This window comes from Succinimonas amylolytica DSM 2873, from assembly GCF_000378405.1.
Lineage (GTDB): Bacteria > Pseudomonadota > Gammaproteobacteria > Enterobacterales > Succinivibrionaceae > Succinimonas > Succinimonas amylolytica.
Genome location: NZ_KB899636.1, coordinates 1,043,646 through 1,057,521, shown reverse-complemented (window position 1 = coordinate 1,057,521; position 13,876 = coordinate 1,043,646). Strand labels below are relative to the sequence as shown.

Annotated in this window: 11 protein-coding genes and 1 pseudogene; 5 read left to right on the top strand and 7 right to left on the bottom strand. The window is 44.1% G+C overall.

What is annotated here, in order from left to right; translation table 11 throughout:
* Positions 1–263 precede the first annotated feature (263 nt).
* Together ruvX and F557_RS21005 are read right to left on the bottom strand one after the other, a co-directional pair.
* Entirely contained in the window at positions 264–716 is a 453-nt protein-coding gene (gene ruvX, locus F557_RS0104700) for a Holliday junction resolvase RuvX (protein WP_019001088.1), read from the bottom strand.
* Positions 717–1,065: 349 nt separating this feature from the next.
* Positions 1,066–2,100 (bottom strand): ATP-binding protein, encoded by a 1,035-nt coding sequence (locus tag F557_RS21005; protein ID WP_019001087.1) that lies wholly within the window; start codon positions 2,098–2,100, stop codon positions 1,066–1,068.
* A 255-nt stretch (positions 2,101–2,355) separates the two neighbouring features.
* On the opposite strand from F557_RS21005, the gene F557_RS0104690 reads away from it, so the two are divergent.
* Positions 2,356–3,363: a substrate-binding domain-containing protein gene (locus F557_RS0104690; protein ID WP_019001086.1), complete on the top strand. Its 1,008-nt coding sequence runs from the start codon at positions 2,356–2,358 to the stop codon at positions 3,361–3,363.
* Between the two features lie 35 nt (positions 3,364–3,398).
* Complete coding sequence (lpxL, locus tag F557_RS0104685) at positions 3,399–4,391, top strand: LpxL/LpxP family Kdo(2)-lipid IV(A) lauroyl/palmitoleoyl acyltransferase (RefSeq protein WP_157617745.1); 993 nt, start codon at positions 3,399–3,401, stop codon at positions 4,389–4,391.
* Positions 4,392–4,415: 24 nt separating this feature from the next.
* On the opposite strand, the gene F557_RS23635 is transcribed toward lpxL, so the two are convergent.
* The 3 genes and pseudogenes from F557_RS23635 to F557_RS18830 all read right to left on the bottom strand — a co-directional run.
* Complete coding sequence (locus F557_RS23635) at positions 4,416–4,616, bottom strand: ISAzo13-like element transposase-related protein (protein ID WP_157617744.1); 201 nt, start codon at positions 4,614–4,616, stop codon at positions 4,416–4,418.
* Entirely contained in the window at positions 4,586–5,824 is a 1,239-nt protein-coding gene (locus tag F557_RS0104680; RefSeq protein ID WP_019001084.1) for an ISAzo13 family transposase, read from the bottom strand. The genes F557_RS23635 and F557_RS0104680 overlap by 31 nt, the downstream gene beginning before the upstream one ends.
* Positions 5,825–5,916: 92 nt before the next feature.
* Positions 5,917–6,441: pseudogene (locus F557_RS18830) on the bottom strand (ISAzo13 family transposase); the annotation flags it as partial.
* A gap of 410 nt (positions 6,442–6,851) precedes the next feature.
* Between F557_RS18830 and F557_RS0104670 the strand changes: the two are divergent.
* The 3 genes from F557_RS0104670 to F557_RS0104660 all read left to right on the top strand — a co-directional run bounded on the left by F557_RS0104670 (position 6,852) and on the right by F557_RS0104660 (position 12,149).
* Complete coding sequence (locus F557_RS0104670; RefSeq protein WP_019001082.1) at positions 6,852–8,285, top strand: carbohydrate porin; 1,434 nt, start codon at positions 6,852–6,854, stop codon at positions 8,283–8,285.
* Positions 8,286–8,774: 489 nt separating this feature from the next.
* The gene (locus tag F557_RS0104665; protein WP_169335159.1) at positions 8,775–10,337 is read left to right on the top strand and encodes a phosphoethanolamine transferase; all 1,563 of its coding nucleotides are present in this window, start codon (positions 8,775–8,777) and stop codon (positions 10,335–10,337) included.
* 318 nt (positions 10,338–10,655) lie between these two features.
* On the top strand, positions 10,656–12,149 hold the full coding sequence (locus F557_RS0104660; RefSeq protein ID WP_169335158.1) for a transposase: 1,494 nt from the start codon (positions 10,656–10,658) through the stop codon (positions 12,147–12,149).
* A gap of 169 nt (positions 12,150–12,318) precedes the next feature.
* Here the strand turns inward: F557_RS0104660 and F557_RS0104655 are convergent, their stop codons facing one another.
* Together F557_RS0104655 and F557_RS0104650 are read right to left on the bottom strand one after the other, a co-directional pair.
* A complete protein-coding gene (locus F557_RS0104655; protein ID WP_019001079.1) occupies positions 12,319–13,563 on the bottom strand; it encodes an ISAzo13 family transposase in 1,245 nt (414 codons plus the stop codon).
* Between the two features lie 61 nt (positions 13,564–13,624).
* Positions 13,625–13,813 carry a hypothetical protein gene (locus F557_RS0104650; protein WP_019001078.1) on the bottom strand — a complete coding sequence of 63 codons (189 nt, stop codon included), beginning with the start codon at positions 13,811–13,813 and terminating at the stop codon, positions 13,625–13,627.
* Positions 13,814–13,876 lie beyond the last annotated feature (63 nt).

The window sequence follows — 13,876 nt, the reverse complement described above, 5'->3', positions numbered from 1 at the left end:
CCCGATTCATTCACAATTACAGTCATGCAAATTGTCAATATTTAAGCCATCTCCCATTTTTACAACAAACCTGTCTAAAACGGCATATAAAATGTATTTGATACGAACGAAACTGCTAATAAGTGCCTGACATCATGACGATCATTTTATCAGGGGGCTGATTCCCATCCTGAGGCCAGGTACGAACGAGAAGAATAAAAAAGGAAATAAGATGAAAAGAATAACGAAGAAAAAACACCCGCGATAAAGGCCACTATATTTCATCACCTGCCCGGTTCATCGGGAACAGCACTCTGAAAAAAGGCTTCCAGAATATACACTGCAGAGAGGGCATCCACATCCCCCTTCCCCAGGGCACGAAAACCGCCGGCATCAAAAAGCTCTGCCCGCGCCTCCTTGGTAGTCAGTCTTTCATCCTGAAAAAACACCTGAATGCGAAACTGCTCGGAAAGACGGTTTCCAAACTTCCGGGCCTTGTAGGTAACCTCCTGAAATGAGCCGTCCATATTCAGAGGAAGCCCTACCACCACATAGTCAGGAGCCCATTCCTTAAACACCCGCTCCATTGCGGCCTGATCAGGAATACCGTCCCGTGCTTTTATAGCCGTAACCGGGGACGCCTTTCCGGTAAGCTCGTTCCCGAAGGCCACGCCAATACTCTTAACTCCGAAATCAAAGGCCAGTGCCGACCTCTGTCCTGCCGGTTTCTTTTTCATAAAAAAATCCAAGCTCTTATCCCACTGCTCCCGAGCAGTGGGATAAGGCCGTACTCCTTCTTTAATATTGGGTCTCTACCAGTATTAATGTATAGTACCTTATCTTGTTAAACTATGACTGCACCACATGGGAATAAACCATATTAAAGATGGTAAAGTACCTGGTGCAGCTACAGGAGAGCAAGCTCTACTATAACAAGGTGCTGTCCATCCCCCTGCGAGGTAACGCCACTTCAGGCAGTAATTCCTATCTGTAGTGGTCGGAGGATCAACATCTGTTATCTCAACCGGGCTGTTACAAGCCCGATTCCCCTGGGTAAGGTGCAGTTAACATCCTCATCCAAAACTGCTAGCCTGATATCGTATAGGTTCCCAGACTATTAACCCGCCGGTTTCTTCCCGGTACCTCATAGGGAAAAATCAGAGAATAGTTCTTGATAGACTCCCAGCAGAAATCTCCGATAAGTCTGGGAATTACCTCAGGGTTGGCATTGGAAATAATAATGGTATTTTTTCCGTTGTTCTTCCGGGAACGCAGAATCATTCCCAGATCCCGCATCTGGGCATCCGAAAGCTTCGTATTATCTACGGCAATCTCGTCAATAACCAGGAGCTGCACCGTCTGAAGCATCTCCAGGTAATTGTAATATTCCTTCTCATTGTCGCGGAGCATCTGCAACCTGGTATAAATGGTGTACCACTGGCGGAACTCTACCTGCACCAGATACTCCCGCATCAGTTTATGGGCAATGGCCCCGGCCAGCATTGATTTTCCAACCCCGAAATTTCCGTAAAGCCACAGAAGCGTTCCCGGAGTAAAACGATATTTCATTCCCCGGGAATCCGACATCACCATTCCCTCGGTTTCCGCAGTCCTGAAATCCTGAACCCAGTTGAGGCAGAACTCTATCAGCTTGCGGTAAGCCGGGTTATTGTCATCGTCCATATTGCTGAATTCCCAGTAATCGCTGATTTCACAGTTCTGCATCAGGCTTTCCAGCTTTTTACGGTACCTTTCGTTTTCCATGCGGGCGATATCATCTTTGAGAGTCCTCTGATAATCCTCCTGAATCTCACGATAGGAGCGAATTCTTTTCCCGGTAGCCTTTTCGATCCTTGAAGCCAGCTCGCTGAGTCCGTCCAGACTAAGCTTCTCGGAAACACTGGCGGGCTGCCCCCGTTTCCCTGAGCTGGCGCTGTCAGCATCATCATGCAAATCAGCATTCTCCGGTTTTGCGGCAACTCCGGTATCCGGGCTCTCCGAATGTTTCAGCACCCGGGCACTGCCCCCCAGAAGCACTCCCTTTAAAAAGCTTTCGGCGTCCCTTCTGAGATCTGGGTCTGACATAACGGCATGATTATTGTCTTTATTGGCACCGGACATATGAATACTCCGCACTGAATCCTAAACTCCGATATTATACCCCAGAGACAGCGTTGCGAATGGCCAGGTATTCCGCCATTCTGAAAATGACTGCCGAGAGCAGGAATTATCCCTGAGTCGCAACCATTCCTCAACCTCTCCTCATGTGCAATTTTCATGAAAATTTTCACACAAAAAATGTAACACAATTGAAATATTACATAAATTCTAGTAGCCTTAAGGCACCATCTCCAAAAAACCTGACGAGGTTTTATCATGGCTACCATTAAAGATGTCGCAAAACTTGCCGGGGTTTCCGTGGCAACGGTATCCCGGGTTATCAACAATACCAGCAGAGTCACTCCGGAAACCCGGGAGGCTGTGATCAAAGCACAGGATGAGCTTAACTACCACCCGGTAATCTCCCCGAAACTGAATTCCCGGCAGGATTCCGAGCTTGTCGGAATGAGCATCGCCGATCATTCTGATCCTTATTTCGGACAGATGGTCAAGGCAGTGGATCAGTCGGCGACAAAGGAAGGCATGTCTCTCATTGTAAATGCCGGCTATCACGATGCGGAAAGAGAACGGCAGTGCATTGAGGAGCTTATCCAGAAGAGATGCCGGATTATCATCGCCCACACAGTTCTTCTCAGAGATGACGTGCTTACCAGATACATGGCAAACCAGAAGTCCATGATACTTATTAATAGAAAGCTTCCGGGCTTCGAGGAGCGATGCGTCTATCTGGATGACGAGGGCGGAGCATACCTGGCCGTGAAACACCTCATTCAGAACGGGCACTCGAAAATCGCCTACATCAGATCCAGTCACCCGATAACAGATGCTGACCTGAGATTCCGCGGATATGTCAGGGCACTTGAGGAAGCCGGTATTGCGTTTAATCCGGCACTGGTGGTCAGTGCGGATCCTACTCCCCAGGGTGGCGAACAGGGAGCAGAGGCTCTTCTGAACCTCAGTCAGCAGTTTACTGCCATCGCCTGCTACAACGATATGCAGGCCGCAGGAGCTATGGCCATTCTCAGCGACAACGACATCCGGATTCCGGAGCATGTTTCTATTATCGGATTTGACAATACGGCCATAAGCCGTTACCTTCATCCCCGGCTCACCACTATCATGAACCCGGTAAGCGCCATGGCCATGTCGGCCTTCGCCATCGGTCTTGCCATCATCCGGGAACAGGATACCCAGGTTCAGTCCCGGGTGTTCACGCCGACTTTAATTAAACGATTTTCGGTAAGGGATCTCAGGGCATTCTGATAATCCGGGTACTTCAATTCAGGTAAATGTCAACAATGTCAGACCATACACAAAACAGCAGCACCAGCTCAGCCTACCATAGCAAGGCACAGGAACATCCTCATCTCATGTGGCAGATGTTCCTGCCGCAGTACTGGAAGGACTGGTTTTTAATGCTTCTGGTACGTTTCATCATTCTTTTCCCCTACCCTTTGTTCATGAAATTCGGACGTTTTCTCGGTATTTTGTGCATGCATATTCTTAAGAGACGCCGAAAAATAACCGAGCAGAATTTTCGCCTCGCCATGCCCGAACTCACCGATACCGAAGTATCAGATCTGGTTAGGGAGCACTTTGCCAACTGCGGCATGGGAATCTTCGAAACAGCCATGGCATGGTACTGGCCGGAAAAAAGACTGCGCCGTCTGGTTCACATTGATCCTGAGCAGGAACAAAAGGCCCGGGAAATTGCGGAAAGCGGTAAAGGCATCATTGTGCTCACCTGTCATTTTGTCACTCTTGAACTTATGGCCCGGATCTACGGCACCTATATAAAAAAGGGAGTTGGTGTCTACCGACCCAATGACAACATCGTTATTGAATATCTGCAGGTAAAGGGGCGTACCAGATCCAATCTCTATCTCGTGGATCGCCGCAAAATCAAACCCATTATCAAGGCACTCATGCAGGGGCTGCCGATCTGGTACGCACCGGATCAGGATTACGGCCGCCGGGCAGCAGTATTCGTTCCCTTCTTTGCAGTACCCGACGCAGCCACCGTAACAGGAACTTCCGGATTTGCCAGGGTTAAAAACACCGTGGTGCAGCCGTCATACACCATAAGACTCCCCGATTATCAGGGCTACCGGCTGGCAATAGACGACGTTCTCGATAATTTTCCTGGAGACAGCGAGACCGAAAATGCCGCTAGATGCAATAAAATCATCGAAGGCATGATAAAGCAGGCTGTACCTCAATATATGTGGGTACACCGCAGATTTAAAACCACCCCGTCTCCTGACGCTCCATCCAGGTATCATGATATTTAGCAGAAGCTAAGGAACTATAGAAATTTAATCTTTACATTTATCGTCTGAGTTAGGTTTTATTATATAGTTCCATTCACCATACCATTCTTCCTGTGATAGATTCACTTTGTTTAATTCTTCATCTGATATTTTTATACTATTTGGGTAATCTTTAGGATCTACAACACATGTTAGGAACTGTGCATAAATAAACTTTACAAATTCGGGCTGATTGTGTAGTTCCAATCAGGGTGAAACTCATCACCAACTATGTTCAAAGATTTAAATTCTTCATCAGACACTTTGATTCCAGTTGAGTACTGTTTTTCATCCGCTTTTGCCACCACTTTCAGTCCGGTCGCTGTAGTTGTTCCGGCAATAAGATCTATTATCACTTGCAAACTAACAAGGGGATGCCCACGCCAGTTTTTTGTAATTTGACTGAATAGCCGATGTTCAATTTTGTTCCATTTTGATGTTCCTGGCGGGAAATGGCAAACGCTGATCGCCAGTTTAGTTTCGTCTGCAAACTGCTGAAGTTCATATTTCCACAGTCTGTTTCGAGATCCATTGCTTCCGCCACCATCTGCGGTTATTAGGATTTGACTGGGTTCCGGGTATCTTTCCTTGCCCATTTCATACCACCATGAACGTATTGAATTTGCGGCAAACTGCGCGGTATCCGAACTTACTCCGACATTTACGAAGCCTTCATTCAGACCAATATCATATATCCCGTAAGGAGCAGCTTTTCCAAGTTCAGGCAACGAAAAATCATGATCAAGAACTTTTGTCGGAGTGCCTTTTGGAGCATACTCTGCACCGTTGTTCTTGAAGTTTCCTATGTTCTCCTTCTTTTTGCAATCTATTGATATCACAGGAAAGTTTTGTTCAAGAAAGGAGTTTGCCTTGCTGCTGATATGCTTAAATTGCTCATCACGGTCAGGATGTTCCTGCCCCACTTGATTCATCTTCTGATTCAGTTGGAGGCTATATCCCAGTTCTTTCAACAGGTAACCAATTTTTCTGTATTTGAGATTAAATCCTTTGCGGTTCATTTCCTGTTCAAGATTTCTCAGACTCTTCGTAGTCCACTTCAGCAGGCTTTGCGGATCACCAAAGGAGCTTTCACTTATGATTGATTCCAAGGCTTCCTTTACCCCAGGCTGCGTTTCCTCGACACGCTTCCTCCCCCCGCCTTCATTTCTTACTCGCTCTTTTTGGAGCCTGATTTGCAATTGTTCAGATGTTTCTCCATCAAGGGAATTGAGTTCTTTTATTCCCGAGCTTATGGTCACTCTGGAAACTCCAGTTTCCTTGCTGATTTTCGAAACACCGCCATAACCCAAAATTTCTGCTTCTGAAGCAAGATATATCCGCTTTTGGAATTCATTCAGGAATGGAAGCATCTTTTTAATTTTTGTTGCTATTGCAACCTCGTCAAGCTCTACCATATCAGCCTCATTGACATCAACGTTACAGTTGATTGTCATGATAGCATAATAGGGCTAGACTTATAAAAAGTTGTAAAGGTTATTTATGCACAACTCCTTACTTTCAATCCTGAAGAACCTTCTGGAGATGTCGTTGCTGAAGCTATTAGATTTACAATCACTTCTATTGTTTCTAAAGGTTTCCCTTTCCAGTTCTTACTTATAAAAGCAAACATGCGATGTTCTATCTTATTCCATTTACTCGTTCCTGGAGGAAAATGACATACATGAACTGTCAATCCTGACTCGTTGGCAAAATCCTGTAGTCCATTTTTCCACAGTCTGTTTCGGCGACCATTGCTTCCTCCTCCATCAGCTGTAATCAATATTTCCTTCGCATCAGGATAGCGTTCACGCCCCATTGAGTCCCACCACATCCTGATACTGTTGGATGCAAAAATTCCGGTATCAGCACTCAATCCGATATTAACAAAGCCTTCATTTTTTGCCACATCATATGCCCCATATGGTGCCGCACGATCTTTTCCAAAATCATGATCGTTAACTTTAACAGGATTTCCTTTTGGCCTGTATTCCGCCCCGTTGTTTTTATAGTTGCCGATAAGTTCTTTCTTCTTTGCAAATGTTGTTTTTCTACAGTTATACATACCAACAATTACCATTTATCACCGCCGCTATCATTATCTATTCCACAGATATTCCCCGGTATCATCCTTCGGACGGCATTCCAAGTCACAAATTAGTAACACCACCGTTTCAAAAAAGAGATTACGGACAAAGCTTCCGGAATTCGCCGGAAGCAGATCCGCAGGGAGTTTACTTCACCATCAAACATAATTTTTTTAAAAACAATTTAGCAACATCCGTTTTCAGTATTGAGACTATGTACCGGACAATAAAAACAAAACTGAAGACCTGAAAGACTTATTCCAAGGGTGTTAAAACCATAAACGGATGACGTCGGTCTTAAATATACAAAAGACTGAGTAAATATAATGTTTAATCCCTAATGGGAAAAGGAATTATTATGAAGGCAAAATGGCTTCCTTTAGCTGCCGGCATTGCTCTCGCGGCTGGTTCTCTTGCAGCTTCAGTTACTGCTTCCGCAGTTGATTTCCACGGGTATTTCCGTGCCAGCGCTCAGGCTTCCATGCGTGGTGGTGATGTTTACTGTGGTGGCAATGGAAAGCGCGGTCACAAGGTTGGCCGTCTTGGTGATGAATGCGATACCTATGCTGAACTTTCTTTCAGCCAGGATGTGTACAACAAGGCTAACAATAAGTTTTCTGTTCACACCCTTGTTATGTATGGTACCAAAGAAGACGACAACCAAATTGATCGTCAGGGTGGTTCATTCCAGAATATCGGCATGGGTGAGGGAGATGCCTTTGGCGGTAACAGATACAATGATGGTATTAATCATAACAGCGGCCAGAGAAACTCCATTCGTGAATTGTTTGTGAAATATGACACGGATAATTACACCATCTGGGGTGGTAAGAGATATTACAACCGTTCTGATATCCACATCATGGACTTCTATTATCTGAATGATGAAGGCTATGGAGCTGGTATCGAAAATATAGATACAGGCCTTGGAAATTTGGATTTTGCTGTTATCAAGGGACAGAATGATGGTTCAGACACCACATTCGGTAGCCTTGATTTAGGTAAAAACTGGCGTCATGTTTATAAACTGGACTTTAAATGGCGTCAGATACCTGTTGGATTCGGTACCTTGGACGCTAACCTTATCTACGGCTTGCCGTGGGTGTCAAAGTATCAGAAGAAGCAGGATAACACACGGTTGTCAAATGCAGATTCCGGTGTTTTGGCTACTTTGGATCATACCTTTGGTATCAATACCGACAGTCTGAATTTAACCAATCATTTTGTAATTCAGTGGGGAACCAACGGCTTTGGCTATGTCGGGCAGATTGATAATGCAAACCACGCTGGTGAATATTATGACCCCAGAACGGCCGATACCAACGGTGTAAGACTTACCGATCACGGTGTTATGGACATCGGCAATTTTGGTGTAGGTTACGCATTAATGTGGGCACACTATGACACCAACACTCACAACATGGAAAATACCTGGGTATACCCGAGAAGCGGCTGGGAATATGCAATCGTACTACGCCCCGAATATAAATGGACAGAATTCACCAGAACCACTTTAGAGTTAGGCTATTCCCAGATGAAAACTGTTAATACCTCAGTAAATCCTCGTGCATGGGATAAATTTGAAGCCAAGGATCCTGATCTTTATAAAGTTACCCTGGCTCAACAATTTACTCCCGGAAAGGGTTTCTGGGCTCGTCCTGCAATACGTTTCTACGCATCCTATCAGGGAGGGGATCAGTTCGGTGGCAAATTTGACCAAGCCGGAGACAGAAAGTTAAACCATCACAACTACCAGTTCTCTTTGGGCTCTCAGGTTGAAGCCTGGTGGTAACAGAGTCCCTTCTGATGTTTCCTGATGTTCCGGAACGTCTGCTCATCAGCGCTTCAGGTACATAGGGAAGAAAAACACTCTGGGTTTTAGCTCTTTCACGGATTTTTAAAAATGAAGTGAAAGGGCTTTTTTGATCACTGTTTTATTTCCATATTCCTCCTTTAAATCCTCATGACTCTGTTACACAAAAAGCATCTTCTGTCTGCAGCCCTGGTTATCACGTCAGTATTTTTCACATACAAAACAATCTTTAAGTATGGCTGTGATGCCCTGTCAAATTCTTTCATATGCCAACTGACCATATTATTTGCCATCCTGGTTTATTCATCTGTTAAACCTACCAGAAAATTTCTGGCATCGTATCTTCCATTGACCTTTCTGTACCTGCTGATTCCGGCGCTGGGATTACTATGTGGACACAAGATTCCCGCACACGAATACCTGGCTTCCTTTATGGTGGGAAATTTCTTTTACTTTTCGGTTCTTTATTTGAAGCTTGCTCCTGAAAAAGCTTTAACCCACCACCGTGTAAGGCTTGTCATCTCATATATATGCGACGTCCTGTACTTTGCAGCGTTGCTTTACGCCCTGTCATTCTATTTATACTTTGTGGCGAACGGTGGCATTCTTCAGGGAGATATCATTCTGGCCATTGCACAGACCAATCCAAGGGAAGCGCTGACATATTTGGAAACCTCATTTTCCGGAACACAGCTTGCAGTGTTCTCCGTAGCACTTTTGGCAATACTGACAGGCGGATGGTTCATAACAAGAGTTTTTCACAGAACATACAGCAAAACTGACAGTAACATGAACAACCAGACCTCACAGCAAATTATCACTGGAAGAATATTCAGAACCGTTTCATCACTTTTTATTATATTTTTCATGGGAGTAATGTCTCTGGGAATACTGGTTCAGAGCGGGAAAGGATACGGATGTCAAGCCAAGCAGGTTCTTGCCTTTTCGTGCTATATGCTAAGGTCTTACGGAGATTTTGTAAAAAACCGGGATATTGCCCTAAAGAATATCCAATTTTCAGGAGCGGTATCTTCTGGAGATCAGGAAAAGGGAGTTTACGTACTGATAATCGGAGAATCTGCCACCCGTAACCACCTGAGCCTATATGGCTATAAGCACGATACCACACCTCGTATGAGAGAAAGAATTTCTGAAAACAAGGACAACTTCAGGTTTATTTCGTTTCGTAACGCCTATTCCTCGTTTACTCATACCGTTCAAAGCGTAACAAACGCCCTGACGAACGTAAATCAGTACAACGGAGAGGATTTATCTCATGCCGTTTCGATTATCGATATTGCCGGCAAGGCTGGTTTCGATACGTACTGGTTAAGCAATCAGTCTGGGGACAGCATGATCGTTACGCCGTTAACTGCCATATCTATGAGCGCCGACAACATCAAGTTCGTCTCGGAATCCCATAAAGGCGGCAAAATCTTTGATTTGGACATTCTTGATATCGTTCCAAAGAAATTTAATATTGAGAAAGATTCTCTTGTCATAATTCACCTGATGGGAAGTCATACAAAATACCTAGACAGATTCCCCGAAGATTTCAGCAGATTTTTCGATGAAGAAGACATCATTAATGAATATGACAATTCCATCTACTACACCGATTACGTTGTTGATAGGTTCTTCCAGCATTTCTCAGCCAATACCAATCTGAAATTTTTTGGTTATTTTTCCGATCATGGGGCAGATCCCCGTCAGATGGGAAATGATCACAATACTACGCATTTTGTGTTCGATATGGTTCGAATTCCATTTATAGTGGGCTTTTCTGAGAAATACATCCAGCAAAACGATACAATCGTCAGCACTCTGTCCCAACGTATCGACACGTGCTTCACAAATGATCTCATATTTGATCTTATGCTATCAGTCATGGGACTCACGTCATCAAATTATTACAACAGTAGCTATGATTTATCGTCAAACAGCTATTCTATAAACATGGAGAACGCCAGAACACTATTGGGTGAAAAGAAAATTTCCGAAGATCCAGATTATGGTCTGAACACGAAGTAACTTTTCCGAAGTTCGGCAGCCCGATCATGTAAGTTGGAACCAGGTATTTGTATAGTCCATTGTCGAAATCAGAGTGTAGATAAAAAACATTGGTTTTTATAGATGTGGTGACACACAACATCGGCGGAATTTAGGTATGAAATCCAAATTTCAAGATTGCTATAGCTCGTCTATCGCGTAAGCGTTTATCACGTAAAAACACTCAAATATCCTTAAAAAGCGGCTTTTTGCCGTTTTTTTGTTTTTTTAGGCTTGATTTTTTGTCTGAAATGGTCAATAATTTAGGTATATTGTAGGTATACAAAAGAGCATATGCAAATGACTAGTTCCAGCGGACGATATACAGTTCCACCAGAAATTCTGAAGCACAAGCCCAGGGGAACCATGGTTAAGAAGATTCATGGCGGATTCTATGTTTATGCAATGGAAAACGTGAAAGACCCTGAAACCGGAAAATGGCATACCAAAACGAAGGGAATTCTGGGGAAAATCACTCTGGAGAACGGGTATATACCTAATGAAGAGCTTGGATATACAGTTCTTGAATATGGCGCATATCAATTAGCGGAAGAGTGCGCCAGGGAGGTAATGGAGCAATTTTACCAGGCGTTCAGAAAGGATGAGAATGCGAAAAGAATCTGGGTTTTAGCATTGATTTACGCCGTCAATGGATTTCGGCCTGTTTCCGCTGTTTCCCTCCTGTACAAGAAGAGCTCTCTCTCCGTTGCTTATCCAGACCTTAAAATGGGAGGAAGGGCCGTTTCCAACATTCTGGAAAATCTTGGAAGAAGAGACACGGAAGCAAGGAAGTTCCAGGATATCCTTCTTCAAAGCGCCAAAGAAATTGCAATAGACGGTCATGTTATTCCCAGATACTCAAAGCTGGATGGAATGACGGAATACGGCTACAAGTATAAGAAGTTAGGCTGCGAACAGATAAATTTGCTTAAAGCGTTCGATGTTACGAAAGGCCGTCCCGTTGCAATGAAAATGTTTGACGGAAGCAAAAACGACAAGACATCAGTCAAGGAACTTATTGAAGATGTCATTGTAGAAGACTGCCTGTATTTAATGGATCGCGGCTTCTATTCTCCGGAATTAAAGCAGATTCTGGCGGGCAAAAACGCCACATATATTATGCCGGTATCCTCCAACATGACCTCATACCAGAATGCGCTAAAACGCAGCAGAGGCCGACTGAAAACATTTGTCTATAAACGCAGGGAAGGATTGCATACTATCAAGAGCGCAGTTGAATATCAGGTTGCTTCCGATGAAGGCGGAACCAGAACCATCTATTTCCGAAATCTTCATGAAGCTGATTGTGAGAAAGCAAACTATCTTGAGTGCCTGGAGAAGAAGCTTCCCGGATATACCGAAACCAAACTTGAAGCTGCAGAAAAGACGTTCGGTGTCATCATCTTGGAAACGACACATAGCGGGACGCCTCAGGAGATTTACGAATACTATAAAACTCGATGGAGCATTGAGTCCTTTTATGACTATTTGAAGCATCAGATGGATTTCAACGCGCTGGGCGTGCAGGATTGGGCAGAGCTGCAGGGACTTGCATTCATGATGCTGCTGTCAACACTGATCCGCGGAGCCATTCATGAAAGACTCAGGCAGAGTTCATTATCTGGGGTTTATATGCCAGAGGTCATGATGACCGCATCATCAGTAAAAGCAATAAGAAGAAATGGAACATGGACTATAGAAAATGCATCAAAAAACGAGCGCAGCATTTTTGAGGCATTATCTGTGCCTATAGGAACTGAGTTGACGCCAGCAGCTCCTTTGCTTCCTACCTAAAATACGCGGAAGTTGTGATCAACCTCTTTGGAAGACAGGAGCGTTTTCAGGGTTTTAACGAGTTTTTGCTGTCTGAAAGCTCGGAATCTGCTTTTTTGAGTAAATCCAGGAGCTCGCTGATCCTATTCTCCTGTTCTTCAACTTTTTTAGGAATTGTTAAAAATTAAATTTAATTTTGTTGGTTTGTGGGAGCTATGATATAGTTCCACTCACCGTGCCAGTCGTCCATGGTGATATTTATCCCGCTAAGTTCTTCATTAGACACCACTTTTCCTTTCTCGTAGACTTTTTCATCCAACTTGCACGCAACCTTTAATCCAGACGAGGTTGTCGTAGCACTGATTAAATTAATGATGATCTCCACTGTTTCCAATGGTCTCCCACGCCAGTTCTTGCTGATGAAGGCAAACATACGGTGCTCAATTTTGTTCCACTTGCTGGTACCAGGCGGAAAGTGGGACACGTGGATATTCAAACCTGTTTCATTTGCAAAACTCTGAAGGCTGGTCTTCCATAGTTTATTACGTCTGCCGTTACTTCCCCCTCCATCAGCGGTGATATACAGACATGTGGCTTCAGGATACTTTTCAACTCCCATTGTTCGCCACCACTCCCGAATGCTGTTGACGGCAAACTCTGCTGTATCGGCGCTCAACCCGACATTGACAAACCCTTCATTGAAGTTTAAATCGTAAATGCCGTAAGGGCAGGCTTTCCCACACGGACCTTCAAAATCATGATCATTTACCTTCGCCGGATTGCCTTTCGGGGCATATTCTTTTCCCGGATCCTTGTAACTGCCAATCAGTTCTTTTTTCTTGGCATCAACAGATATCACCGGGTTTTTATTGTTCATGAATTCTTTGGCTTTATTGTTGATGTACTGAAACTGAGCATCCCGATCAGGTCCTGCATTTCCGCTCTCTGTATATTTCCGGTTCTGCTGCAGACTGTACCCCATCTCCTCTAGAATATTACCAATGGTTACATAACTGACAGACATTCCTTTTCCCTTGAGTGAAGCCTCAATATTACGAAGACTTTTGGTGGTCCAGCACAATGGATTCTCAGGATTTCCTACTGTACTGTTTTCCAGTAAAAGGTTTATCTCATCTATAACCTGAGGGTATTTTTCACGGATTGATTTCCTTCCACCACCTTCTGCTCTTACCCTGTCACCGCTTGCGCTCCTGTTTTTACCGGTTGTTTTGAACTTAGGATTCGGTTCTATATTTGCGCACTCTTTTTTACCCTCAATGATTGTGACCTGAGAGATCTGTGTTAGCTCATGGAGATCCTTGACACTTCCTCTCCCCAGCATTTCAGATAAAGCTCCAAGAAAAATTCTTCTTTGTTTTTCATCCAGCTGAGGGAGTACTTTCCCTACAAAAATTCTAGTGTTTTCCGGAATCATTCTACCCTCCAATGACTATCACTATGATAGCACACTGTGGCGGGTAAAAACTAATAGATAATTAAACTTTATTTTTTAACAATTCCTTAGCTTGATTTTGAAAGGCTTCAGTCTGCTTCTGAATGGTTGAGGTCTGCTCTTGAATGGTTGATGTAAGTTTTTCGATTAACGAGTAAAGGTTATCCAGTTTGGAATGGTCAGTATCGTGCTGATTAGCAGGAAGATTGTTATTTGTGATCTTCGCTTCCATTGCAAATTCCTTCAGCACATCCCGATTTTTTTTGTGTGATATGGTACGGATTCACCAGCACTT

Coding starts and splice junctions, on each gene's coding strand:
- ruvX (WP_019001088.1), bottom strand. CDS start 716: ATGAAAAAGAAACCGGCAGGACAGAGGTCGGCACTGGCCTTTGATTTC.
- F557_RS21005 (WP_019001087.1), bottom strand. CDS start 2,100: ATGTCCGGTGCCAATAAAGACAATAATCATGCCGTTATGTCAGACCCA.
- F557_RS0104690 (WP_019001086.1), top strand. CDS start 2,356: ATGGCTACCATTAAAGATGTCGCAAAACTTGCCGGGGTTTCCGTGGCA.
- lpxL (WP_157617745.1), top strand. CDS start 3,399: ATGTCAGACCATACACAAAACAGCAGCACCAGCTCAGCCTACCATAGC.
- F557_RS0104680 (WP_019001084.1), bottom strand. CDS start 5,824: ATGGTAGAGCTTGACGAGGTTGCAATAGCAACAAAAATTAAAAAGATG.
- F557_RS0104670 (WP_019001082.1), top strand. CDS start 6,852: ATGAAGGCAAAATGGCTTCCTTTAGCTGCCGGCATTGCTCTCGCGGCT.
- F557_RS0104660 (WP_169335158.1), top strand. CDS start 10,656: ATGACTAGTTCCAGCGGACGATATACAGTTCCACCAGAAATTCTGAAG.
- F557_RS0104655 (WP_019001079.1), bottom strand. CDS start 13,563: ATGATTCCGGAAAACACTAGAATTTTTGTAGGGAAAGTACTCCCTCAG.
- F557_RS0104650 (WP_019001078.1), bottom strand. CDS start 13,813: ATGGAAGCGAAGATCACAAATAACAATCTTCCTGCTAATCAGCACGAT.